The sequence below is a fragment of the Streptomyces sp. NPDC079167 genome (assembly GCF_040686735.1).
GTDB lineage: Bacteria > Actinomycetota > Actinomycetes > Streptomycetales > Streptomycetaceae > Streptomyces.
On the sequence record NZ_JBFBLO010000002.1, the window covers coordinates 180,744 to 203,442 of the forward strand.

19 protein-coding genes are annotated in these 22,699 nt (G+C 71.4%); 6 read left to right on the forward strand and 13 right to left on the reverse strand.

The genetic code is table 11. From position 1 onward, the window contains the following. Positions 1-7 precede the first annotated feature (7 nt). From AB0P41_RS05015 to AB0P41_RS05030, 4 genes are read right to left on the reverse strand one after another with little or no spacing between them, the layout of a single operon-like run. The gene (locus AB0P41_RS05015; protein WP_365930139.1) at positions 8-1,261 is read right to left on the reverse strand and encodes a glycosyl hydrolase; all 1,254 of its coding nucleotides are present in this window, start codon (positions 1,259-1,261) and stop codon (positions 8-10) included. 44 nt (positions 1,262-1,305) lie between these two features. Further along, entirely contained in the window at positions 1,306-2,166 is an 861-nt protein-coding gene (locus tag AB0P41_RS05020) for a carbohydrate ABC transporter permease (RefSeq protein ID WP_356713424.1), read from the reverse strand. Further along, complete coding sequence (locus AB0P41_RS05025) at positions 2,163-3,155, reverse strand: sugar ABC transporter permease (RefSeq protein ID WP_365930141.1); 993 nt, start codon at positions 3,153-3,155, stop codon at positions 2,163-2,165. The genes AB0P41_RS05020 and AB0P41_RS05025 overlap by 4 nt, the downstream gene beginning before the upstream one ends. Before the next feature lie 6 nt (positions 3,156-3,161). Next, a complete protein-coding gene (locus tag AB0P41_RS05030) occupies positions 3,162-4,448 on the reverse strand; it encodes a sugar ABC transporter substrate-binding protein (protein WP_365930143.1) in 1,287 nt (428 codons plus the stop codon). Positions 4,449-4,855: 407 nt separating this feature from the next. Here AB0P41_RS05030 and AB0P41_RS05035 point away from each other — a divergent pair, with 407 nt between their 5' ends. Beyond that, positions 4,856-5,905: a LacI family DNA-binding transcriptional regulator gene (locus AB0P41_RS05035; RefSeq protein ID WP_356713430.1), complete on the forward strand. Its 1,050-nt coding sequence runs from the start codon at positions 4,856-4,858 to the stop codon at positions 5,903-5,905. A 90-nt stretch (positions 5,906-5,995) separates the two neighbouring features. Here AB0P41_RS05035 and AB0P41_RS05040 read toward each other — a convergent pair whose 3' ends face one another. Beyond that, positions 5,996-6,739 (reverse strand): class I SAM-dependent methyltransferase, encoded by a 744-nt coding sequence (locus AB0P41_RS05040; protein WP_365930145.1) that lies wholly within the window; start codon positions 6,737-6,739, stop codon positions 5,996-5,998. A gap of 118 nt (positions 6,740-6,857) precedes the next feature. Between AB0P41_RS05040 and AB0P41_RS05045 the strand changes: the two genes are divergently transcribed. Then, positions 6,858-7,820 carry a LysR family transcriptional regulator gene (locus AB0P41_RS05045; RefSeq protein WP_356713434.1) on the forward strand — a complete coding sequence of 321 codons (963 nt, stop codon included), beginning with the start codon at positions 6,858-6,860 and terminating at the stop codon, positions 7,818-7,820. Positions 7,821-7,830: 10 nt separating this feature from the next. On the opposite strand, the gene AB0P41_RS05050 is transcribed toward AB0P41_RS05045, so the two are convergent. The 5 genes from AB0P41_RS05050 to secD all read right to left on the reverse strand — a co-directional run bounded on the left by AB0P41_RS05050 (position 7,831) and on the right by secD (position 13,571). Further along, positions 7,831-8,136, reverse strand: a complete 306-nt coding sequence (locus AB0P41_RS05050; RefSeq protein ID WP_365930147.1) for a 4a-hydroxytetrahydrobiopterin dehydratase — start codon at positions 8,134-8,136, stop codon at positions 7,831-7,833. A 124-nt stretch (positions 8,137-8,260) separates the two neighbouring features. Beyond that, on the reverse strand, positions 8,261-9,004 hold the full coding sequence (locus AB0P41_RS05055; RefSeq protein WP_365930149.1) for a YoaK family protein: 744 nt from the start codon (positions 9,002-9,004) through the stop codon (positions 8,261-8,263). Positions 9,005-9,168: 164 nt separating this feature from the next. Then, entirely contained in the window at positions 9,169-10,206 is a 1,038-nt protein-coding gene (locus AB0P41_RS05060; protein WP_365930151.1) for a hypothetical protein, read from the reverse strand. Between the two features lie 74 nt (positions 10,207-10,280). Beyond that, positions 10,281-10,724, reverse strand: coding sequence for a hypothetical protein (locus AB0P41_RS05065; protein ID WP_365930153.1), 444 nt, complete (start codon positions 10,722-10,724; stop codon positions 10,281-10,283). 528 nt (positions 10,725-11,252) lie between these two features. After that, on the reverse strand, positions 11,253-13,571 hold the full coding sequence (gene secD / locus AB0P41_RS05070) for a protein translocase subunit SecD (protein ID WP_365930155.1): 2,319 nt from the start codon (positions 13,569-13,571) through the stop codon (positions 11,253-11,255). Between the two features lie 264 nt (positions 13,572-13,835). Here secD and AB0P41_RS05075 point away from each other — a divergent pair, with 264 nt between their 5' ends. Then, the gene (locus tag AB0P41_RS05075) at positions 13,836-14,264 is read left to right on the forward strand and encodes a hypothetical protein (protein ID WP_356713446.1); all 429 of its coding nucleotides are present in this window, start codon (positions 13,836-13,838) and stop codon (positions 14,262-14,264) included. A gap of 53 nt (positions 14,265-14,317) precedes the next feature. On the opposite strand, the gene AB0P41_RS05080 is transcribed toward AB0P41_RS05075, so the two are convergent. Together AB0P41_RS05080 and ligA are read right to left on the reverse strand one after the other, a co-directional pair. Beyond that, positions 14,318-15,166 (reverse strand): rod shape-determining protein, encoded by an 849-nt coding sequence (locus AB0P41_RS05080; RefSeq protein ID WP_365930158.1) that lies wholly within the window; start codon positions 15,164-15,166, stop codon positions 14,318-14,320. A gap of 148 nt (positions 15,167-15,314) precedes the next feature. After that, positions 15,315-17,429: an NAD-dependent DNA ligase LigA gene (gene ligA / locus AB0P41_RS05085; RefSeq protein ID WP_365930160.1), complete on the reverse strand. Its 2,115-nt coding sequence runs from the start codon at positions 17,427-17,429 to the stop codon at positions 15,315-15,317. Positions 17,430-17,627: 198 nt separating this feature from the next. Between ligA and AB0P41_RS05090 the strand changes: the two genes are divergently transcribed. Further along, positions 17,628-18,683, forward strand: coding sequence for a LacI family DNA-binding transcriptional regulator (locus AB0P41_RS05090; RefSeq protein WP_365930163.1), 1,056 nt, complete (start codon positions 17,628-17,630; stop codon positions 18,681-18,683). A gap of 13 nt (positions 18,684-18,696) precedes the next feature. Here the strand turns inward: AB0P41_RS05090 and AB0P41_RS05095 are convergent, their stop codons facing one another. Then, on the reverse strand, positions 18,697-21,018 hold the full coding sequence (locus tag AB0P41_RS05095) for a phage holin family protein (RefSeq protein ID WP_365930165.1): 2,322 nt from the start codon (positions 21,016-21,018) through the stop codon (positions 18,697-18,699). A 287-nt stretch (positions 21,019-21,305) separates the two neighbouring features. On the opposite strand from AB0P41_RS05095, the gene AB0P41_RS05100 reads away from it, so the two are divergent. Further along, complete coding sequence (locus AB0P41_RS05100) at positions 21,306-22,082, forward strand: MBL fold metallo-hydrolase (RefSeq protein WP_356713456.1); 777 nt, start codon at positions 21,306-21,308, stop codon at positions 22,080-22,082. Further along, complete coding sequence (locus tag AB0P41_RS05105; RefSeq protein ID WP_356713458.1) at positions 22,079-22,699, forward strand: VTT domain-containing protein; 621 nt, start codon at positions 22,079-22,081, stop codon at positions 22,697-22,699. Before AB0P41_RS05100 ends, AB0P41_RS05105 begins: the two co-directional genes overlap by 4 nt.

The following is a 22,699-nucleotide window of genomic DNA, read 5'->3' on the forward strand; positions in this document are numbered from 1 at the left end:
CAGCGGTTCACAGGACCTGGCCGGGCGTGACGACCTCGGTGATACCGCGGCCGGCCAGGTGGTGCCGGTCCTCGGCCCTGCTCGCGAGGACCGTGGTGGGGCGGGCGCCGTCCGCGGTGAGCCGGGCGAACGCCTCGAAGACGGCGCCGCCGGGGGCGCACACCGACCGGCGGGGCGCCGTGCCGTCGTCCCCGGTGTCGACGACGAGCGCGGTGGTACGGGGCGCCGGGCGGTGGGCCGCCGCACGCTGCTCCTGGACCGTCCTGGCGATGGCCCGCCCGGCGGGTTTGACCTGCCGGTCGTTGGTCAGCAGTCCGAGGCCGTATTCCAGTTCGGGGAAGTCGGCCAGGGAGCGTGAGACGTCGTGGGAGCACCACCAGGTGACGCCCCAGACGTCCTCGCAGTCCAGGGCGTTGGCGACGGTCGCCTCCGTGAACGAGGCCGCGTGGCCGGCGGGGATCAGGGGCGCCGGAGCGCCCACCTCCTGGAGCCACACCGGCCGGTGCGGGTCGTGCGCCCATGCCTTGGAGAGTTCGATCAGATAGGCGGCGTGGTGCTCGGTCGCCGTGCCGTCACGTCCGTGGCGCTGGGCGGTGCCGTTGAAGACCCAGGAGTGGACGGCGGTGACCGCGCCGATCCGGGCCGCGTGCGCGGGGGTGAAGGCGTGGTCGTCCTGGTACCAGGAGGCGTCGTACTCCGCGTGCAGATGGAGCTTCCCCGGGGCGCCCTCCTCGCACGCGTCGAGCAGGGTCCGCAGCCAGTCGGCCGCCTGGCCCGGTGTGATGGGGTCGGGATCGGGGTGCGGGCTTCCGGAGAACTGGTTGATCTCGTTGCCCAGGGTCATGCCGATGAAGTTGGGCCGGTCGGCGAGGGCTGCGGCCAGTGTCCGAAGGTATGCGGCCTGGGCGGCCACGACGTCCGGGTCGGTGAACAGGTTGCGGCGGTGCCAGGTCTGCGTCCAGGCGGGCAGGAAGTCGAAGCTCGACAGGTGTCCCTGCAGCCCGTCCACATTGACGTCGAGGCCGCGTTCGGCCGCCGCGTCGGCCAGCTGGACGAGCTGTTCGACGGCGCGCGGGCGGATCAGCGTGCGGTTGGGCTGGAAGAGCGGCCAGAGGGGGAAGACGCGGATGTGGTCGAGGCCGAGACCGGCGATCGAGTCCAGGTCGGCGCGCACGGCGTCGAGGTCGAAGTCCAGCCAGTGGTGGAACCAGCCCTGACTGGGCGTGTAGTTGGCGCCGAAACGCGGCACGGTGGAGCTCATGGGAAGGGGGGATCCTGGTTCTTTGGTGGGGCGGCGGTGGACGGTCAGCCCTTGACGGCGCCTTCGCCGACTCCCCTGAAGAAGAAGCGCTGCAGACAGGCGAAGAGCGCGATGAGCGGGGCCACGGCGATGATCGTGCCCGCCGCGACGAGCCGTTCGTCGTTGGCGAAGGTGCCGTGCAGGTAGTTCAGCCCGATGGTCAGGGTGAAGTTCTCCGGGTCGCTGAGCACGATCAGCGGCCACAGGAAGTCGTCCCAGGCGCCCATGAAGGCGAAGATCGCGACGACGGCGAGGGTGCCCTTGACCGAGGGCAGGGCGATCCGCAGGAAGCGCTGCCAGACGTTGGCCCCGTCGACGTACGCGGCCTCCTCCACCTCCTGCGGGAGGTTCAGGAAGGCGTTGCGCATCAACAGGACGTTCATCGCTCCGATGGAGCCCGGCAGGAGGACCCCGAGCAGGGTGTTGTTGAGGCCGAGATCACGCATGGTGGTGAACTGGGCGATGATGATGCCCTCCACGGGGACCAGCATCGCGAGGATGAACGCCAGCGTCGCCGCCCGGCGCCCCCGGTAGCGCAGCCTGGCCAGCGCGTAACCGGCCAGCGCGGCGCCGACGCAGTTGGTCACCACGTTGGCGGCGGCGACCTTCAGGGAGTTCAGCGCGTACTCCCAGACGGGGATGGTGTCGGCGACCCGGGCGTAGTTGTCCAGGGTCGGGTCGCTGGGGAAGAACTTCGGCGGCGAGCTGAAGATGTCCTCGCCAGGGCCCTTGAGCGAGGTCGAGAGCTGCCACAGGAACGGCCCGACGGTCAGGGCCAGCACGAGGAGCAGCAGGACGTAGCGCAGGACGAGCTGCCGGACCGGGATGCGGCGGCCCTCGGCGTCGGTGGTTCTCAGGATGCTCACGCGTCCTCCTTGCGGTCGGCGCGGAGCACCAGCAGCATCAGCCCGACGGTGACGACGAAGATGACGACCGAGATCGCGGAGGCGTAGCCGACGCGCCCGGTCAGACCGGTGCCCACCCGCTGGACCAGCATCACCAGCGTGGTGTCCTCACCGGCCGGGCCGCCGGAGGGGCCGGCCATCAGGTAGACCTCGGAGAAGACCTTGAAGGCCGAGACCGAGGCGAGCGCCGCGACCAGCACCATGGTCGAGCGGACGGCGGGGACGGTGACGGTGAAGAAGCGGCGCACGGCTCCGGCGCCGTCCACGGACGCGGCCTCGTGCAGCTCCCGTGGCACGTTCGCCAGGGCCGCCAGATAGATGATCATGTAGTAGCCGAGGCCCTTCCAGACCGTGACCGTCATCGCGCTCAGCAGCAGCAGCCACTGGTCGCTGAGGAAGCCGACCTTGCCGATGCCGACCGCCTCCAGCAGGGAGTTGATCAGCCCGCGGTCGTCGAGCATCCACACCCAGATCAGGCCGACGACCACGATGGAGGCCACGACGGGGGTGTAGAAGGCGGAGCGGAAGAAGGTGATGCCGGGGATGTGCCGTTGGACGAGCATCGCGAGCAGCAGCGGGAGGATCACGAGCGCGGGTACGACGCCGAGGACGTAGAGCGTGCTGTTGCGGAGCCCGATCCAGAACATCTCGTCGTGCAGCAGTTCCTGGAAGTTGTCCAGGCCGACGAACGTGCCGGGCACCAGCGTCCGGCGGTCGGTGAAGGCGTTGACCAGGGTGCTGAAGAAGGGGTACAGGCTGAAGGCGCCGACGACCAGCAGGCCGGGTGCCGCGAACAGCCAGGGGCTCAGGGGGAGGTGGCGGCTGATCCGGCGGGCCGGCCGCCCACCGTCGGGGGCCGTGGCCCCGCTCGCCTTCGGGGCGGTGCGGGGGCCGGGGACTCCGTCGGGCGTCGCGCGCGTGGCGGCGGAGGGGGTGGCAGGGGTCTTCATCGGGTCTCAGCTCTGCTGCAGAAGCCGGTCACAGGCCTTGACAGCGTTGTCAAGGGCTTCCTCGGGGCTCTGCTTGCCCTGGAGCGCCTTGGCGATCTGGTTGCGGAGCTCGGTCTTCATCTGTTCGCTGAACAGCACCGGCGTGTAGTTGACGGCGGTCTTCAGGGACTTGGCGGCGGCTATGCGGACGCGGGTCTCGTCCGTGCCGTCCTCCTCGGTGAAGTAGGGGTCGTCGAGGGATCTCGCGGTGCTCGGGAAGATGGCGACCTTCTTCGCGAACTGCATCTGCCGGGTCGCGTCGGTGACGTAGTGGGCGAAGGCCACGGAGGCGGGCTTCCGCTCGCTCTGCGCGTTCACCATGAGCCCCATGACGTACATGTTGGCCTTGCCGGTGTTGCTGACCTGGTCGGTGATGCCGATGTTTTCGTAGAGGCCCGGGGCCTGCTTCTTGAAGTTGGCCAGGTCCAGGGCGCTGCCGGGGTTCATCGCCACGGACTCGGTGAGGAACTTGTGCCCCGAGGACTCGGGGGTCGCGGTCAGCGCCTGCGGGTCGAGGGCCTTCGCGTCGTACAACTGCTTGTACTTCGTGAGGAGTTCGACTCCCTTGGCGTCGTTGAACGTGAAGCCGGTGCCTTCGTCGTTCATCAGCCCGCCGCCGTAGCGGCCGAAGTCCTCGATGGTGGGCACGTTCGCGAGGGCCGCGACCTTCCCGTCGCTGGCCTCGGCCAGCTTCAGCCCGGCGGAGAAGACCTCGTCGTAGGTGGACGGCGGCTTCGCCGCGTCGAGCCCGGCCTTCTGGAGCAGTCGCTTGTTGTAGAACATCGGCCCGGTGTTGAGGTACCAGGGGAAGGCGAACGTGCCTTCCGCCCCCGGGACCTGATGGCTCGCCCACGCCTCCGGCAGGTACTCCTCGCGGTACTTCGGTGCGGCCTTGTCGAGGTCCAGGGCGATTCCCGCCTCGGCCAGCGGCGCCACCAGGTCGGGCGAGACGTTCACGACGTCCGGCAGGGTGCCACCGGCCGCGTCGGCGCTGATCTTGTCCGCGTATCCCTCGCCCGGCCGGTCGACCCACTTGACCTCGGTGCCGGGGTACTTCTTCTCGAAGTCGGCGATCACCCCGTTGAAGTAGTCCTTGAAGTTCGCCTGCAGGTTCCAGGTCTGGAAGGTGATCTTCCCTTCGACCTTGCCCGACGCGTCGGTGGAGTCCGCTCCGGAGCCGCCCCCGCAGGCGCTCAACGGCAGGACTGTGGCGAGTACGACGGCAGCGGCGGCTGCTCTGCGGGAGATGCGCACGGTGAACGGCTCCTTTGCTCGGACCAGGCACGCGAAGGAAGGCCGAGTGGTGAACCCGTCGGCCGCCTCGCTCGGCTGAGACTGCAAGGCGCCTGAGGGAAAGTCAATACATTCATCGAAAATTGAACGAACAGTTCGGGAAACATGCAGGTCAGGCGAGTATGCAGCCCTGGTCTCCGTGAGGAACTAAAGCGCATTAGACTGCTGCAACTCAAGCGCATTAGTTGCCCGTTGGCTTCTCTCGACCCGGCCATCGGCAGGGCTTACACTGCCCCGGGGCCGGGCGAAGACGCCGACCTCACTTGGGGACCACGGGGAACGCGGGAAAGAGGCACCGGGTGATACCGAAGGGGCCGTCGGCCGAGAACATCTCACCGGCCAGACGCACACCGGCACGCCGGCCGACCATGAAGGACATCGCGCAGCGCGCCGGTGTCTCGGAGAGCGCCGTCTCGTTCGCGCTCAACGGCCGTCCGGGCGTCTCGGAGATCACCCGCGACCGGATCCGGCGCGTCGCCGAACAGCTGGGCTGGCGGCCGAGTACGGCCGCGCGGGCACTGTCCGGGGAGGGGTCGGCCACCGTCGGGCTGGTCGTGGCACGTCCTGCGGCCAATCTGGGCGTGGACTCGTTCTTCCTGCAGCTGATCTCCGGAATCCAGGAGGTGCTCGCCGAGCGCCAACTCGGCCTGCTCTTCCAGGTGGTGGAGGACGTGGCGGCCGAGTGCGCGGTCTACAGACGCTGGTGGGCCGAGCACCGGGTCGACGGTGTGCTGATGGTCGACCCGCGTACGGACGATCCGCGTGCGGACCTGCTGGACGAACTGGGCCTGCGGGCCGTCGTCATCGGCACGCTGCCGGGCGGTGACACGGGCCCGCATCCGGGGCTCTCACAGATCCGCGCGGACGACGCGGGCGCCATGGCGGCGGTCGTCGGCCGTCTGCACGAGCTGGGGCACCGCCGCATCGTGCACATCGCGGGTCTGTCCGCCCTGGCCCACACCGACCGGCGCATCGAGTCCCTCCGGGCCGAGGCCGACCGCCGCGGCCTGGCCGACGCGCACTCGGTGACGACGGACTACTCCGACAGCGAGGGCGCGGCGGTCACCAGGAAGGTGCTGGAGCGGCCGATGCCGCCGACGGCCCTGATCTACGACAACGATGTGATGGCGGCGGCCGGGTCCGCCGTCGCCACCGGCCTCGGACTCACGGTCCCCGACGACGTGTCGGTCGTGTCGTGGGAGGACTCGGCACTCTGCCGGCTCACCGCACCGTGGCTGACGGCGCTCTCCCGGGACCCGGTCGCGTTCGGCCGGCTCGCGGCGCGGGAGTTGACCGTACTGCTCGACGGAGGCCCGGCCCGCACCGTGCAGGTCCCGCTCCCCCGGCTGATCGAGCGGGGCAGCACGGCGGCGGCGCGGGACGGCGGGGACGGGGCGGGGTCAGTGCCGGCAGGATGACGGGCAGCTTCTGCTTCCGCGGCGGGCCGGCAGCCCGTGGGGGCGAGTGGCCGGAGCCTGGTTCCGGCAACGGTGCCGGGAGCCGGGCGCTCAGCCGCGCGCCCGGAACGCCAGCAGCCGGTAGGACGGATCGGTCCGTGCGCGGTCCGGGTCCGGCAGTGCGGTGAGTTCGGCCGCGAGCCGGGTGGGCGCCGTTCCGGGCAGGGCCAGTCGCGAGGCGTAGTCGCCCCGCAGCACACCCCGTGCGGTGCGCAGGGGCGAGCGGCCCTGCCCGTGCCCCGTGAAGCCCGCCTCGCCCGCGGGCTCCAGGCCGCAGGCGCGCGCGTAGCCCGTGACCAGGTCCGCCGCGTCGGCCGCCTTCGCGCTGAGGTAGGGGGCGAGCACCGCGTCGATGTCGCTGCCCACGTCGTGCCCGGCGTCCTTGTCGACCGTGGCGACGAACACCCCGCCGGGCCGCAGCACCCGAGCCGCCTCGGCCACCACCTCCCGGACGAGGCCGTCTCCGCGCAGCAGATGCAGCAGCCAGACGGCGCTGACCGCGTCCACCGCGGCGGCGCGCAGCGGCAGTTTCCGTACGTCGGCGAGTACGACCGCCCCGATCCGCTGCCGGGCCAGCCGCGCCATGCCGTACGCGGCATCCGCACCGAACACCCGGAGCTCCGGGCGGTGGTGGGCGATCTGCCGGGTGACCAGCCCCGTCCCGCAGCCGATGTCCAGCAGCGTACGGGCGGACGGTGACAGCAGTCCGAGGACGGCACCGGCGGCGGCCTCGGCCCGGGGCTCCCCACCGCGGGTCCTGTCGTAACGGGCGGCTTCCGTGTCGTAATCCAGCACGACGCCACCCTATGGGGGTCTCCGTATGCCCCCTCCGGGCCTCTCCCAGTCGAGCGTGATGTCCCCCGGGCACGCTCCACGTATTGCCGGTGGGTGCCCGCGGCCATAACGTGCGCGCATGGAGCTGGAGTTACGTCATCTGCGCACCGTACGGGCGATAGCCGACACCGGTAGCCTCACCAAGGCCGCGGCGGCTCTCGGGCTCGCGCAGCCCGCGCTCAGCGCTCAGTTGCGGCGGATCGAGAAGGCGCTCGGCGGACCGCTCTTCGACCGGGACCACACGGGCGCCCGGCCCACGATGCTCGGCGAACTGGTTCTGGAGCGGGCCCGGGTGGTGCTGCCCGCGGTGAGCGGGCTCCAGGAGGAGGCAGTGCGTTTCGCCAACGCGTCGGCCGCCGTGGAGCGCTTCCGGCTCGGCGGCACGCACGGCCCGCTGCTCGGCGGCCTGGTCGACCGGCTCGCCGCCGCGCACCCGGCGGCGCCCGTGTCCACGTACACCTCGTGGTCGGTGGCGGAGATCGCCTCGCTGCTGATCGACGGCAGGCTGGACTTCGCCCTGATCGGCGCCTGCGGGGAGAGCCCTCCGCCGATGGCGGACCGGCTGGTCTGGCAGGTCATCGGCGTCGACCCGGTGTTCGTCATGCTCCCGGAGAGCCATCCCCTGGCGGACCGGCAGGAGCTCGAACTCTCGGCGCTGGCGGACGAGTGCTGGGCCGACGTACCCGGCGACGGGTGCTTCGCCGACTGCTTCACCGCCGCGTGCGCGCGGGCCGGCTTCACCCCGGCGTCGGTGTACGAGACGGACACCGCGTCCGTGGTGCATCTGGTTCAGGTCGGCCGGGCGATCGGGCTGTGCCGTGCCACGTTCCCGCCCACCACGGGTCTGGTGACCCGGCCCCTCGTGGGTTCGCCGCTGAGCTGGCGTCATCTGCTGGGCCGGCATCCGCGGTCCCCCGCCGCCAGCGCCGCGGCCGCCGCGGTGGGCGGGCACACGCGTGCGGCGTACGCGGAGGCCGCGCGGCGCAGCGACAGTTACGCGAACTGGCTGGCCGCACACCCCCGTTTCGGTCCCGCGCCGTGAGGAGGCCCGCCTACGCCGCGCCGTGCCCGGCGGCGACCGCCTCCACCCGGGCCGCCAGCGCGAGGTCCTTGCGTGTGACAGCACCACCCGCGTCGTGGGTGTGCACGGCGAGCGCCACCGTGTTGTAACCGAGCGTCAGGTCCGAGTGGTGGTCGAGCTCGTCCTGGATCTGGGCGACGTGGACGGTCAGTCCGGCGGCGGCGAAGTGGGAGGGCAGCTGGTAGGTACGGGTGATCCGGTCCCCCTCCAGCTGCCAGCCGGGCAACTCACGCAGACCGGCCTCGATGTCGTCCGGGGACAGCGGTTCAGCGGGCATTCGGCGGCTCCTTGGCGTACGGGGTGCGGAGTGCGGTCGACTGTTCCTGTGACGTTACCGGTCCGGGTACGCCGGCTGTCGCGCCTGACACGGGCCGGGGCCCCACCACCGGCCGGGGCCTGCCTCATCCCCCGTCGCGCGGCCGCGACCAGGGCGCGTCGGTCCGGGCCAGCAGGGTCGCCACCGTGCTCAGGACGGCCAGGAGGAGCACGGCGAGGACCAGCGGCAGCGTCGGGTACCCGTTCAGCAGGAGCAGAGCACCGAGGAAGGCACCGGCCAGCAGGGCGGCGGCGGAGAGGAGCCGGCGCCCCGCCCGGCTGCCGGGCCCCTCGGCGAACCGGCTGTCGGCCACCGCGCCGGTGAGGGTGCGGGTCAGCACGGTGGTGGTGAGGTCGGGTACGGCGAGCGCCCGCACTGCGGCGTTCTGCACACCGAGGCCGAGGGCGAGCAGCGCGATGAGGGCGAAACGGACTCCCCCGGTGTACGGCCGGCCCGAGATCAGCGTGACGGTCAGCGCGGCGGCGACGAAGACGGTCTCGATGACGAGCGCGTGCTGCAGCTGTCGGCCCCGGTGCGCCCTCGCCCGGTGGACGGTGATGCCGCCGGCCAGCGCCCCGGCCCCGAACGACACGAGAGCCACGATCGAGGCGAGCGTCGAGAAGCCCGCCGCGCCCGCGAGGGCGAAGCCCATGAAGACGACGTTGCCCGTCATGTTGGCGACGAAGACGTGCCCGAGGAGCAGATAACTGAACGCGTCGACCAGCCCGGTGAGCACGGTCAGGACGAGCATCACCGGCGGCAATGGCCCCTGCGGGCCGCCCATGTCGGGTACGAGCGTGTCCCGGGCCTCACGCAGCACGATGGGCATGAGGGGCACGCTCCGATCACTCGACGTGGTCAGGATTGTGCCCCAGCCCGGCGCTCGCCCCCTCCGTACGCGCCGGGCGGGACGGCGTACGCCCCACACCGGCCCCATTCAGGGCTTCATGACTGTGCGCCGGCTCCCCGCGTCCGGAGCGGGCGCAGGCGCGGTCAGGGGCAGACCTTGCCGGCGTCGTACTCGCTGCACTCGTAGTCCTCCGCGTTCCAGTAGAACGTGACCCGGTTGAAGTCGTGCATCGAGCCTGCCGTCCCCTCCTTCACCTTGATGGACAGTGAGTACGCGGCCTCACGCGAGCCGCCGTCGGTCAACAGACCCTGGTCCATGGTCATGTGGTAGCTGCCGGGCTTGTCGACGTTCCTCCACACCGTGTAGTCGTCGCAGTCGATGAACGAGTAGCCGGCGTTGGCGAGCGGAGCCTGGACCCCCACCGACATCGCGTTGGTGTCGCAGTTGCCCTGGATGTCACTCGCGGGAGCCAGATCCACCCAGTCCTCCAGCCCGCTCTCGATCTCGTCGTACGGGTACGACTGGATGCGGAGGATCTGCACGGTGGGGTCGGGAAGGAAATCGATGGGCTGCGGATCGGCCGAGGCCTTGCGTGAGTACTGGTAATAGTCGGAGGTCGCACTGCCGTCCTCGAGAAGGCGCTCACGCTTCCAGAGGAACAGGGCGTCACCGACGCCGGTCACGTTGATGACATAGTCCCCCGAGCCGTTCAACGTCCAGGCGGACGGGTCCGCTTGCAGCGAGGGACTTCCCTGGTCCGTTTCGCTTGTACTGGAAGACTTCGCGGTCACGTCGAACGTGCCGTCATCAAGAGTCAGGTTGATCTCGTCAAGAGTCGTCCCACGGGGAACAGCCACATGAACCTTTCCGCCCATGAGCGGGACGGAGTCCACCTGGTCGGCCGCATAGGTGGTGCCATTCTCTGCGGCCTTCTTCAGAAATGTCTTACGCACCTTGTCGGCCTTGCCGGCCTCGTCGCCGAAGGATCTCGCCGATCTGGCGGACTTCCGCGCGGCCTCGAATTCGCTCTTGGATATCTTCCAGGTCTTCTTCTCCGGCGTCGAGGCATCCAGACGCTGGAAGGGAAGCGGGGTCGCGGGCGCCTCTTCAGCGGTTGCGGAGGAGAGAGGTGTTATCGCCAGTACGACCCCGGCCGCCAGGAGTGCGGTCATCTTGCGCATGCGTTCTTACTCCTCATCGTTTTCGCCACGTCGTACGCGGCGAAGGGTCAGCTCGTTGTGCACCGGATCTGCAATCACTGGAGCCACGCGGCGTCGGCGAGGTCGCTCGTGAGCGGGACGTCCTGCCAGAAGGCCGTCACGTCGGCCGACGCCGCCGAGGAAGTACCGAAAACAACCGTCACCCGTATGTTTTCCAGCTCTCGGGTGACCGCCGCACCGTCCGCGACCAACGAAGCGCATTCCGACGCCCGCCGGCGCCACTCGATGCATACGGTCTGAACCGGATGATCCGAATACGGCTTGCCTGCGAATTGTGCGGACCTCATAACCGCCCTGCCGCTCTCCAGGCGCGTCGTGTCGTACCCCAGGAAGCGAATATCCTCCGGCAATGCAACAGGCATGACCGGAGGAATCCCTGGGTTCTCGCGCAGGTAGAGATCCACGTAACTCTCGCCGTACACAGCCGGATCGTCATCGGATTGGGCTCGGATGATGACGGCCACCAACAGGGCGGCCACGACGGCGAGAGCGGTAGCGACGGAAACCCTTGCACGCAGGCTTGCGTCGTTCCAGATTCGAGGCACGAGAGGGCTCAGGTTCCTTTCACCACAGATTGCTCGATCCCCCGGGCAGGGCACTTCCAGTGAAATGCGAACTCCGAGGCGAAGATCAACTTACCGTGAAGAAGAGGTAATTCCGTCGCCTCCACATCTCCTCCACAACCCCTTGCGGGGGAAGGCAAGGAAGGACGTTCCTTTTGGGCCGGCTTGTCAGGTGATCTCGCCGCACTTGTCCATTGTGGTTCTCCCGATCCAGCCAATGTTCGGCGCGATCCGTACCGGTGAATCTCTCCTCCCACATAGGCGGATATTCCATATGTGGCTACGGTTCCGCCGGGGCGACAGCCGTGACGCACGAGGCTCCCGCACCCGTGGGCGAGGCGGTCGATGCCTCGGCCCACCGGCACAGGAGCCTCGGTGGCGCCAAGTCCGTCCGGGTCCTGGCGGGTTACCGCTGCATGGGCTCGGTGAGCCGAGCAGAACCGTCTACACGCGTGCCCCGTTGTCTGCGGGGTCACGGCGCGGCTTGCCGACCGTCTTCCCGCGCCGCGGTGTCCGTTTGCGGGCGGGCGGCGGGGCCATGCTGCTCCGCTCCAGGAGAAGCGCTCCCGGTACGGCGGTCATCACCGAGGAGTACGTCCCCACGCAGACGCCGATGAGAAGGGCGAGCGCGAAGTCCGCCAGCGAGTCGCCGCCCAGCACCGCGAGGGCGACCAGGATGAACAGGGCGCCCATCCCCGTGTTGACGGTGCGTGGGACGGTCTGCAGGACGGCGCGGTTGGCCACGTCGGCGACCGGGGTGCGCCGGTTCCTGGCCCAGAGCTCCCGTACCCGGTCGAACACCACCACGGAGTCGTTGACGGAGTAACCGATGACGGTGAGCAGTGCGGCCAGGAAGATGCCGTCGACGGGGCGTCCGAGCCAGGCGAAGGCGCCGACCAGGATGACGACGTCGTGGACCAGGGCCCCGACCGACGCCACGGCGAACGTCCAGCGGAAGCGGGCCGCGAGGTAGGCGAGTTGCACGAGCACGGCCACGCCCAGGGCGATCAGGGCGTTACGCCGCAGTTCGTCCCCGAGGCTGGGGCCGATCAGCTCGTCGCGCACCTTCGTGGCCCCGCCGCCCTCCTCGGCGAGCGCGGTCCGCAGGGCGTGTTCCCCGTCGTTGTCCAGTTTCCCGGTGCGTACGGAGAGGTCGTGCTCGCCCGCGGTGGTGACCTCGGCGTCGGTGAATCCCGCGGCGGCGATCGTGTCCCGGGCGGTCTCGACGTCGACGGGACGGCTGGTGGAGTACTCCACGAGCCGCCCGCCGGTGAATTCGACCCCCAGGTCCACTCCGCGCACGAGGATGCCGGTCACGGCGACGAGGACGAGCGCGGCGGACATCATCAGCCAGCGGCGCGGTGCCCGGAACAGGTGGGGGTCGCGGGCGTTCAGCCAGGTGCGTACGCGGCCGGGCCGTGCGAGGCCGTTGACGCCCGCGTAGTCACCGACGAACCGGGATCCCGCGGCGGTCTCGGTGAGCGCCCGGGCGATGACGAGCGCCGAGAACATGGAGACCAGGACACCGATGGCGAGGGTGACTCCGAAGCCCTTGACCGGCCCCGAGCCGAGGAGGAAGAGGAGGCCGGCGGCGATCAGTGTGGTGACGTTGGAATCGGCGACGGCGCTCCAGGCGTTGCGGAATCCGGCGCTCAGCGCGGAGCGCAGTGAACCGTTCCGCCGCTCCGCGTACTCCTCCCGGGCCCGTTCGAAGACAAGGACATTGGCATCGACCGCCATCCCGATGGCGAGGACGAAGCCGGCGAGTCCCGGCAGGGTCAGGGTGACGCCGAGGACGACGAGCACCGCGTAGGAGACCACTCCGTAAGCGGCGAGGGCGAGTGCGGCGAGCGCGCCGAACAGCCGGTACATGAAGGTGATGAAGAGCGCCGTGGCTGCGGCGCCGATGAGGGCCGCCTGGGCGCTGGCCTCGATGGCGGCGGCCCCGAGGGTCGGGCCGACGGTCCGCTGCTCGACGATCTCCACGGGGACCGGGAGTGCGCCGCCCTTGATGAGCAGGGCGAGGTCGCGTGCCTCATCGGCGCTGAACGAGCCGGTGATCTGGGTGGATCCGGAGGGCAGGCCCGTCTTGCAGCCGACCGACGGATCGACCTGCGGCGAGGAGATGACCTTCCCGTCGAGGACGATCGCGACGCGGCGCCGTTCGTCCTGGGCCGGGTTGCACGCGGCTTCCCCGGTGAGATCGGTCCACTTCCTGCCCGCGTCCTTGTGGAAGTCGAGCGAAACGCTCCAGCCGGTGCCCTGCTGGGCGTCGAAGTCCGCGGTGGCGTCCTTCACCCCGGCTCCGGAGAGCTGGGCGGGTCCGAGATCGAGGAGTCCGCCCTGCTCGTCGGGGAGCGTCGGCCCGTCCCCCGCCGTGCCGGCCTTCGCGTCCTTCTGCTCCTGGGTTCCGGGACCCTGGACGGCGTGGAAACTGAGCTGTGCGGTTCGGCCCAGGACCTCGGAGGCCTGGCGCGGGTCCTGGACGTCGGGCAGTTCGACGATGATCCGGTCCTCACCCGAGCGGGTCAGGACGGGTTCGGCGACGCCGAGTGAGTCGATGCGCTGCCGCAGAACCTCCAGGGTGCGGTCCGTGCTCTCCCGGTCCGCCTTCGCGGTGCCGGAGTCCTTGGCCTGCAGCACCATGCGGGTGCCGCCCTGGAGGTCGAGGCCGAGTCTGGGTGACATGGTCAGCGTGATGAACACGGAGACGAGCAGAACGGCGGCAGCCAGAACCGCTCGCACCGTGGTGGCGCGAGTCATGGGAGTCCCCTTGGGTGGGCGTCGTCCGCCCAGGCCTCAGAGGGAAGGGCGGGGCGACGGGTCTGTGGAACAGGACCGGCGAAGGGCCGGCTGACCGGCCGTCACCCCTGGAGGGCCCCGCACCCCGGGAAGCGCCGCCCCTGCCCTTACGACGACGAAGGGGCCCGCGCCCGCTGCTCCCGGCGCGATGCCCCGCGGCAGGGGGAGGCCCTGCGGGCGCGGTGTCAGGGCGCCGTGGCCGGGCGGGGGAACGTGGTGCGGAGCATGGGGGCGGTCGGCGCCCGCACGCGGCACCAGGCCGACGGCGGGATCGACGATGTCCTCGGCGGCGGCCTGCGCGGCGGGGACGGCAACGTGAACAGCGCCGGTCACGGCGTTCGCGGCGCCGGGGCCGGGCGCGGGGAGTGTGGTTCCGGCGGTGGCCGGCGCGCCACCGAGAAGAGTCAGGACGGTGAGGAGCAGCGCGGCAAGAAGGTGCCGCACCTCGTGGCGCGCCGCGTCATGCGGTCGCGCTTTCTGTCCTCCCGGGGGGTGCGGCCGTGGGCCCGGTGTCCGCCTGGTCTGCGGCATCGGGCCGAGAACCAGCGTGTGGTGCGGCCCTGGGCCGAGGGCCTGCGTGGCGTGCGGCCCTGGGCCGAGCGTCCCCGTGGCGTGCGGCGTCGGGCCGAGCGTCCGCGTGTCGTGCGGTCGTGAGCCGTGCGGCGCCCTCGGGGGCGCGTTCCCCCGGGGTGCCCCCGGGAGGGGGCTCACCTCAGCCGGACCGGGCGGAGGGACACGGCACCGGAACCGGCGGCGTAGGCCGGCACGGAGCCCAGGATCAGTGCGGCGCCCCGTACGACAGCGGTCGAAGGGTCGGGGGCGATGCGCACCGGCACACCGAGGCGGCCGGCGATCAGGTCGGTGACGTCGCGGCGGAGCGCGCCGCCACCGGTGAGCACGGGCCCACGGCGCAACGCTCCGCGCACCGCTCCGTACTGGTCCTCACGCCACATGGACGTGATCATATCGAGGACGCTACGGACGAGTTCCGCCGGCAGCGTCCGCGGTGCGAGATCGCTGAGTCCCGCGTCGGCCTGGCGGGCGTCGACGACCCTTCCGTCCACGAGCACGGCGACTTCGGTCAGTTCGGCACCCATGTCGACGACCAGCACGGGACCGCTGCCCAACAGCCCGACGGACGCCGCCACGGCACTGGCGCTGTTCACCACCACCGCCCCAAAGGCTCCCAGAGCGGCGAGGAGCTCCCCCGCCAGCGCGCGGTGTTCCCGGCCGGCCAGGACCGGGTGGCTCAGCACGATCACGCTGTCCTGCCGGTGGTCGCCCAGCGCGGTGTCGGCGAGGCGTCCCAGCAGTCCGGCGCAGGACGCCGCGTCGACGATGCGCCCACGCCGGACCGGCCGGCCGGCGTGGTCCTGCCACCCGGCAGGCCCGTCGGCGACGAGGCCCCGCCCCGGGACCCAGGCGCGGGCCCCGGAGCTGCCCAGGTCGATGGCCAGTCCTCTGACGGGAGCGGGACGGGGCGCGGCTCCCGCGTGTGCGACCCGCTGCCGGAGGACCGGCAGGCCACGCCGTCGTCCGTCACGCGAAGTACGCATCGGGCCCTCACCCTCAGGTCTGCCGCCCCCAGCCGCCCGGACTTATCGACCGCTGATAGCGAGGCATGATCGAGCCCTCACTATGCAATACATGGCACGGAAAGGCCACTCCCTTGACGATTCCAAGGCTTGCCCCCGTGTGTACCTTTCACACCCCCGCAGTGAGGTAGCTCTCGACCAGCGCGGCGAACTCCTCGGGCGCGGCTATCCGGACCCCCAGTTCCTCGGCCTTGGTCCGCTTGGACCCCGCCTTCTCGCCGGCGACCAGCAGGCTCGTGCGCTTGGAGACGCTGGAGGAGGACTTCCCGCCGGCCCGCTCGATCAGCTCGTTCATCTGGTTGCGCGAGAGCTTCTCCAGAGACCCGGTCATGGCTCCGGTGACCACGACCGTCATCCCGGCGAGCGGCAGTCCGGCCGCCGTCCGGTCCTCCGCTCCGCGCTCCGGCTCCGCCCCGCTCTCCGGCTCGGCCCCCGGCTCCGGCGGAGGAGTCGCACCGGGCTCCGTCATGTTGACCTCCGCGGCCACCAGCTTGCCGATCAGCGGCGCCAGCTCCGCGAGCTCGGTGACGACCGCCGCCGCCTTCTCCTTGCCGATTCCGTCGACCTGCTGCAACGCCTCCGCGTCCGCCGCGACGATCCGGTCCATCGAGGCGAAGTAGCGGGCGATCCGGCGGGACATGGAGCGGCCCGTGCCCCGCACGCCGAGGGCGCAGAAGACGCGGGAGAGCGGACGGGTCCTCGCCGCCTCGACGGCCGCCAGCAGATTGTCGGTTGAGGTCTCCCCCATCCGCTCCAGCGAGAGCAGCTGCTCCCGCTCCAGCATGAAGAGATCGGCGAAGTCCCGGACGAGTCCGGCGTCGACGAGCTGGACGACCCTGGTCGCGCCGAGCCCCTCGATGTCGAGCTGGTCACGGCCGGCCGCGTAGGAGATGGAGGCGACCACGCGGCAGTCGCGGCCCCGGACGCAGCGCCAGCGCTGCTCGCTCATGTCGATCTCCGAGCCGCACTGGGGGCAGACCTCGGGGAACTCGACCGGCTTCTCCTCACCCGTCCGCAGATGCGCGACCGGCGCTTCGATACGCGGGATGATGTCGCCCGCCTTGTAGACCATCACCTGGTCCCCCAGCCGCAGATCGCGGCGCGTGATGTCGGCCGGGTTGTGCAGGGTGGCGTAGCTGACGGTGGATCCGTCGATCTCCACGGGCTCCAGCACGGCGCGGGGGGCGATGATGCCGGTCCTGCCGACGTTCCATTCGACATCCAGCAGCCGGGTGACCTTCTCCACCGCCGGGAGCTTGTAGGCGATGGCCCAGCGCGGCGCCCGCGTACCCGATCCCGCGTCGCGCTGGTCGGCCGCCAGGTCCGCCTTGATCACGATGCCGTCGATCCCGAACGGCAGGGACGCGCGCAGGGAGGCGATGTCCTCGACCCCGGCCTGCACCTCGTCGACCGTGGTGACGGTGCGCGGGGCGACGGCGGTGTCCGCGGCCGTGTGCACGCCCAGCCCCGCGACGTACTCCAGGACCTCGCTGTGCGGGAGTTGGGCCAGGGTGGCGGTCAGCTCGCCGGATCCGGGCAGCGCGAGCGCGCCGTACGCGAAGAAGGTCATCTCCACCCGGTACGGACGGTCCTTGGCCCGCAGGGTGCCCGCCGCCCCGTTGCGCGGATTGGCGAAGGGAGCGGCTCCGTGCTCCGTCCGCACGGTGTTGGCCTGCTCGAACTGCTCGTTGGTCATGAGGATCTCGCCGCGCACCTCCAGGGTGACGGGAGCGCCGAGCCGCTCGGGCAGACCGAGCACCGTACCGATCGCGTGCGAGACGTCCTCCCCGGCCGTCCCGTCACCCCGGGTGATCAGCCGGTCGAGGCGGCCCTGCCGGTAGCGTGCGGCGACGGCGAGACCGTCGAGCTTCGGCTCCACGCTCCACGCGGCGACACACCTGCCTATACGCCGCTCCACGGAGGCGGTCCAGGTGACGAACTGCTCGGCGGAGAAGACGTTGTCCAGCGAGAGCATCGGCACGGTGTGCGGCACGTCCCCCGAAGCCGCCCCGCCCGCGACCTTCCCGGTCGGCGAGGCGTCCAGCACCTCCTGCGGGTGCTCCTCCTCGTAGGCCGCGATCCCCCGCACCAGGCGGTCGTACGCATCGTCGTCGAGCGTGCTCTCACCTGTGGCGTAATACGCGGCGGCGGCACGCGCGGCCTCTTCCACAGCGGCCGCGTAGGCGGCGGTGTCGGCGAGCACACCGACTGAGTTCGTCGTCATGACCACCATCCTGCCGCCCCCCACTGACAACGCCCTCCGGCCAGGTGCCGGCGGGCACCCGGGCGGAGGCCAGGGCGCTCGTCACCGCGCGGGTGACGCGAGTGTCCGCCCTGGCCGCCCCGCACGCGGGCACGCACATCCGCTGACGTGCCGGAGAACCCTTCGCATGCCTGTCCGACCACCTTGTATAAAGACTGCATGACTGCCGACGTATCGCCGCCCGTACGCCCCGCCACCTTGGAGGACGTGGCCGCGGTGGCGGGCGTCTCCCGGGCGACCGTGTCCCGCGTGATCAACGGCGCGACCACGGTGGACCCGGCGTTGCGGCGGGTGGTGGAGGAAGCGGTGGCCGCCACCGGCTACGTCCCCAACCGTGCTGCGCGTTCGCTGGTGACGCGGCGCACCGATTCGATCGCCCTGGTGGTGTCCGAGCGTGAACGGCGCCCGGTCTCCGAGCCGTTCATCGGCCGGATGTTCTCCGACCCACACTTCGGACGCGTGGTCGGCGGGCTGATGGACGTGCTGCGTCCCGCCGGGATCCAGATGGTGCTGATGCTCTCCGACGACGAGAGCTCCCGCAATCAACTCCTGTCATACCTCCGCCAGGGGCACGTCGACGGGGTCGTGCTGATCTCCTCGCACGCCGACGACCCGCTGCCCGGCCTGCTCCACGACACCCGGCTGCCCGCCGTGCTGGCCGGGCGGCCCCGGCGGCCCTCGCCGCTCACCTACGTCGAGGCGGACCAGCGGGCGGGTGCCCGGATGGCGGCCGACCATCTGGCGGCCCTGGGCCGTCGGCGTGTCGGAACGGTGGCGGGTCCGCAGGACATGCCCGCGGGCCAGGTCCGTCTGACCGGCTTCCTGGACGCGCTGGAGCAGCACGGTATCGGGGACGTGGTGACCGCCGAGGGGGACTTCACCCAGTCGGGCGGGGCTTCGGCGATGCGCCGGCTGCTGGGTGAACGGCCGGATCTGGACGCGGTGTTCATCGCCTCGGACCTGATGGCGCTGGGCGCCCTGCCCGTGCTGCTCCGCGCGGGCAAGGACGTGCCGGGGGATGTGGCGGTGGTGGGTTTCGACGACAGCAACGCGGCGGTGGCGTGCGATCCGCCGCTGACGACCGTGCGTCAGCCGGTGGAGGAGATGGCCTCCGAGATGGCCCGGCTCCTCCTGAAGCAGATCGGCGCACCGGGCACCGGTCCCGCACCTTCGGTGGTCTTCCACCCGACGCTCGTGCGGCGCGAGTCCGCCTGACGCCCAGGGCCTCTCAGCCGCGTGGGCCCGGAACAGCATCGCCTGGATCCGGGACGGCGTCGCCGGAATCCGGGCCATCGGCGGGGACAGGAACATGCGCGTCGGCCGGTCCGTCCGAGACCGGTCCGTCCGAGACCGGTCCGTCCGAGAGCGGCCTTCCGGTCGGCAGCGGTCGACCGGCCGGGAAGGGTTCGTCCACCCGCACCGCCCCGGTGAAACCCTCCTGCCGCAGCGGCACCTGGGGCCCGGACAGCTCCCTCAGCCAGCGTGCCAGCACCCGGTGCACCGCCTCCGCCCCCACCGGGCCGGCCGGAGGTACGCCCCCAGGACCGGCCGGAGACGCCCCCCGAGGAGCGTCGGCCGCCACCGCGTCGAGGGGGTCCGTCAGTGTCCGCGGCCACAGCAGGAACGGCCGGGACTGTGCACCGCCCAGTCCGCCGTGCGATCCGATCTGCTCCTCGAAGGCGTGCACGCGGCCGGTCTCCGGGTCGTACATCGAGTTGACCATGACGTCCGCGACGTGCGGGAAGCCGTCGGTCCGCCGCACCGCATCCGCCGCACCGGCCCCGAAGACGGCCAGCGGCCCCTCCCCGTCCGCGAGCTCCGCCACCGGGACCTCCGCCCCGCCCGGTCCGAGCACCACCGACCCGTGCCTCTGGCTCCCCACGAGCAGGAAGCCGATGCCCGGGTGGGCGGCGAGCGTGCCGAGCAGTGCGGGGTAGCGCCGGTCGAGCTGCTCACGCGTGGCCCGCCCCTCGATGTCCGGGAACGACAGCAGCCCGAGATTGCCGGAGGCGAGCACCACCGGATCCGAGGACTTGGCCGGGTGTTCGGCCTCCTGCTCCCCGGCGACCGGCCTGTGGAGTGCGATGCGTACGGCGTCGCGCGCCTCGGACGCGCTGCGGGTGCGCTGGGCCCTGCGGGGTACGGGCAGCCCGCAGCCGGCCCGTACGAGATCCTTGAGCGTGAGGCCGTACCGCCCCGCGAACGTCTCCCCCGGGCTCTGGCCGTGGTCGGACAGCAGCACGATCCGGTAGTCGCGCGGGGTGTGGTCCGCGATCTTGAGGATGAGGCCCAGCGACCGGTCGAGCCGTGTCAGGACCTTCTCCGCGTCCCTGCTGAACGGGCCGGAGTGGTGGGCCACCTCGTCGTAGGCGACCAGGTCGGCGTAGACCGCGGTGCGGCCCGCGAACATGTCGCCGATCACCGCGGCGACGACCACGTCGCGTTCGACGACGGTCGCGAACGCCCTGATGAAGGGGTACAGCCCGCCGCGCTTGACCCGGGGGACCTCCTTCCGCACCCGTGCCCGGACGGACTGGCCGATCTCACGCCCCACCTCGGCGACGAAGGACAGGGCTGTACGGACGGCGTTGGCCGGGTCGGAGAAGTAGGCGAAGTAGCCGGCGCGCGAGCGGCGCCCCTTGCCGAGTCTGGCGGCCATCGACAGGACCAGGGCGAGCTGGTCCGCGCCGCCGCTGAAGAGGTTGCCGCGGCTGGCGCCGTCTACGGTCAGCAGGCCGCCGTCATGGGTGCGGGCGATGGCCCTGCGCTGCAGTTCGAGGGCGCTCGCCGGTCTGCTGGAGACCATGACGGTGCCGGTCTCCTTCTCGAACCAGCGGAAGGCCGGCACGTCGAAGTTGCTGCCGTGCAGGATGCCGAGCTGGCTGGCGCCGGTCTGGCTGGACCAGTCCGTGGTCCACGGGGTGAGCCGGTGGCCCGCCTCGTCGGAGAGCAGACCGGCCACGGTCGGCATGAGTCCGTCGGCCGCGGCCTGTTCCAGTACGTCGTGGCCCACGCCGTCGAGCTGGACGAACACGATCCCGGGCGGGCCGCCACGGCCGCCGTCGGCGGTCTGCGGCGTGCCGCTGCGTCTGCGGCGCCGGTCCGCGAGGCGGGAGAGCCTGCGCCGGTAGGCGTCGTCGTCACGGACCGCGAGGGCCGTGGAGGTGGCGGAGGCGACGGCCGACATGACGGCGGCCACCACGACGGCGGTCTCCGGGTTCGCGTCCCCGCGCCCGTCCGGGATGAGCCGCAGGGCGATCAGCAGCAGCGAGCCGTTGAGGAAGAAGACCAGGGCGCCCAGCACCAGGGCGGGCACGATGAGCAGCGCTCTGACGAGCACCGGCCACACCAGCGCGGACAGCAGACCGAAGGCACCCGCGCCCCAGGCCGCGGTGAAGGCGGTCCTGGTGACGGTGTCACCGTCGTCGGCCTGGAGCTGGAAGTCGGGCAGTATCCCCGCCAGCGCCAGCATGGTGAGCGTGGAGACGGCCCATACCGAGATCACGCGTATGAGGGTTCCCCCCGCCCTGCGCCATCGCCCGTCGCTCACGTCGTTCCACCTCACGTCCGGGCCCCGTTTCCGTCATGGGCCCGCATCAAGCCTGTCATAGCCGTTTCGGGATCTTCCCAGGCCCCGGGCCCTTTCCGGGGCTCGGACGCCGGCCACGACCCTACCCCTGAGGTAGCCCTCCGTAATCGCCCGCAGGCGTGCCGGGCCGGGCGCGAAGGAGCACTCCGGCGTGGGAGGAGCGCCGAGCGCCTACTCTCGTACGAGCACGAACACGAGTACACACACGAGTACGCGGCCGGCGCGGGCGGGAACGAGGAGGCAGGGCGGTGGAGGTCACCTGGTGGGGTCATGCCACCTGCACGATCGAGGACACCGGAGTCCGGGTGCTGACCGACCCGCTGTTCGCGCGGCGCTTCGCGCATCTGCGCCGGCGCCGGGGCGAGGTACCGCCGCCGGAGGCCGCGGTCGCCGACGCCGTCCTGATCTCCCACCTGCACTCCGACCATCTGCATCTTCCCTCCCTGGCCCGTCTCGCCCCCGGCAGCCTGCTGATCGTGCCCCGCGGCGCCGTAGGGGCCGTCCCGGGCCTCCGGCTGCTGCGCCGGGCGCGCGGGCTGCGGATCTCCGAGGTCGCGCCGGGCGACGAGGTGCGGGTCGGCGAGGTCCTGGTCCGGGCGGTTCCGGCTCTGCACGACGGGCGCCGGCTGCCGGTCGGCCCGCGCCGGGTGCCCGCTCTCGGCTATGTCGTCGAGGGCGAGGCCCGCACCTACTTCGCGGGGGACACCGGGCTCTTCGAAGGCATGGCCGACGCCGTGGGGCCGGTGGACGTGGCGCTGCTGCCGGTGGGCGGCTGGGGGCCCAATCTGGGTCACCACCATCTGGACGCGACCCGCGCCGCGCAGGTGCTGACCCTGCTGGAGCCGCGGTCCGCGGTGCCGGTGCACTACGGCACGTACTGGCCGATCGGGATGGACGGGGTCAAGCCGCACGAGTTCCATGCGCCGGGCGACGAGTTCGTGCGGCAGGCGGCGCGGGTGGCACCGGAAGTGGCGGTGCACCGGCTGGGGCACGGCGAGCATGTGAGGCCGGAGGCCCGTAGGTGATAGAGGAAGTGCTGGGGCAGCTGCCGACGGAGTCGACGCAGCAGGCCGTCGGCTATCCGTCGCTGTTCCTGCTCGTGGCGCTGGGGTCGCTGGTGCCGGTGGTGCCCACGGGAGCACTGGTGAGTACGGCGGCCGTGGTGACGCTCCACCAGACCTCACCGTTCGCGCTGCTCGTGGTGTTCGCCGTGGCGTCGGGCGCCGCGTTCCTCGGGGACATCTGCCTGTACTGGCTGGGGCAGCGTGGGGTCCGGTCCAGCCACGGGTCGAAGTGGCTGGAGGCGATCACCAGCAGGGCCGCTCCGGAACGGCTCGCCCAGGCACAGCGGAAGCTGGACGAGCACGACACGATGGTGCTGGTCCTGTCCCGGCTGGTGCCCGCCGGGCGCATACCGGTGATGCTGGCCTGCCTGCTCGGCGAGATGCCGCTGAAGCAGTTCGCCCGGGGCGACATACCCGCGTGTCTGGCCTGGGCGGCGACGTACCAGCTGATCGGGATCTTGGGGGGTTCGCTGTTCGCCGAGCCCTGGGAGGGCGTGCTCGCGGCGGTCGTGCTGACGCTGTTGATCAGCGGGACGCCGGCGCTCTGGAGGCGGCTGCGGGCGCGTACGGCCGACTGA

Bases quoted from the DNA above. Each gene is read 5' to 3' on its own strand.
- AB0P41_RS05015 (WP_365930139.1), bottom strand. From the start codon at position 1,261: ATGAGCTCCACCGTGCCGCGTTTCGGCGCCAACTACACGCCCAGTCAG.
- AB0P41_RS05025 (WP_365930141.1), bottom strand. From the start codon at position 3,155: ATGAAGACCCCTGCCACCCCCTCCGCCGCCACGCGCGCGACGCCCGAC.
- AB0P41_RS05035 (WP_356713430.1), top strand. From the start codon at position 4,856: ATGAAGGACATCGCGCAGCGCGCCGGTGTCTCGGAGAGCGCCGTCTCG.
- AB0P41_RS05045 (WP_356713434.1), top strand. From the start codon at position 6,858: ATGGAGCTGGAGTTACGTCATCTGCGCACCGTACGGGCGATAGCCGAC.
- AB0P41_RS05050 (WP_365930147.1), bottom strand. From the start codon at position 8,136: ATGCCCGCTGAACCGCTGTCCCCGGACGACATCGAGGCCGGTCTGCGT.
- AB0P41_RS05055 (WP_365930149.1), bottom strand. From the start codon at position 9,004: ATGCCCATCGTGCTGCGTGAGGCCCGGGACACGCTCGTACCCGACATG.
- AB0P41_RS05060 (WP_365930151.1), bottom strand. From the start codon at position 10,206: ATGCGCAAGATGACCGCACTCCTGGCGGCCGGGGTCGTACTGGCGATA.
- secD (WP_365930155.1), bottom strand. From the start codon at position 13,571: ATGACTCGCGCCACCACGGTGCGAGCGGTTCTGGCTGCCGCCGTTCTG.
- AB0P41_RS05075 (WP_356713446.1), top strand. From the start codon at position 13,836: ATGGGGGCGGTCGGCGCCCGCACGCGGCACCAGGCCGACGGCGGGATC.
- AB0P41_RS05080 (WP_365930158.1), bottom strand. From the start codon at position 15,166: ATGCGTACTTCGCGTGACGGACGACGGCGTGGCCTGCCGGTCCTCCGG.
- ligA (WP_365930160.1), bottom strand. From the start codon at position 17,429: ATGACGACGAACTCAGTCGGTGTGCTCGCCGACACCGCCGCCTACGCG.
- AB0P41_RS05090 (WP_365930163.1), top strand. From the start codon at position 17,628: ATGACTGCCGACGTATCGCCGCCCGTACGCCCCGCCACCTTGGAGGAC.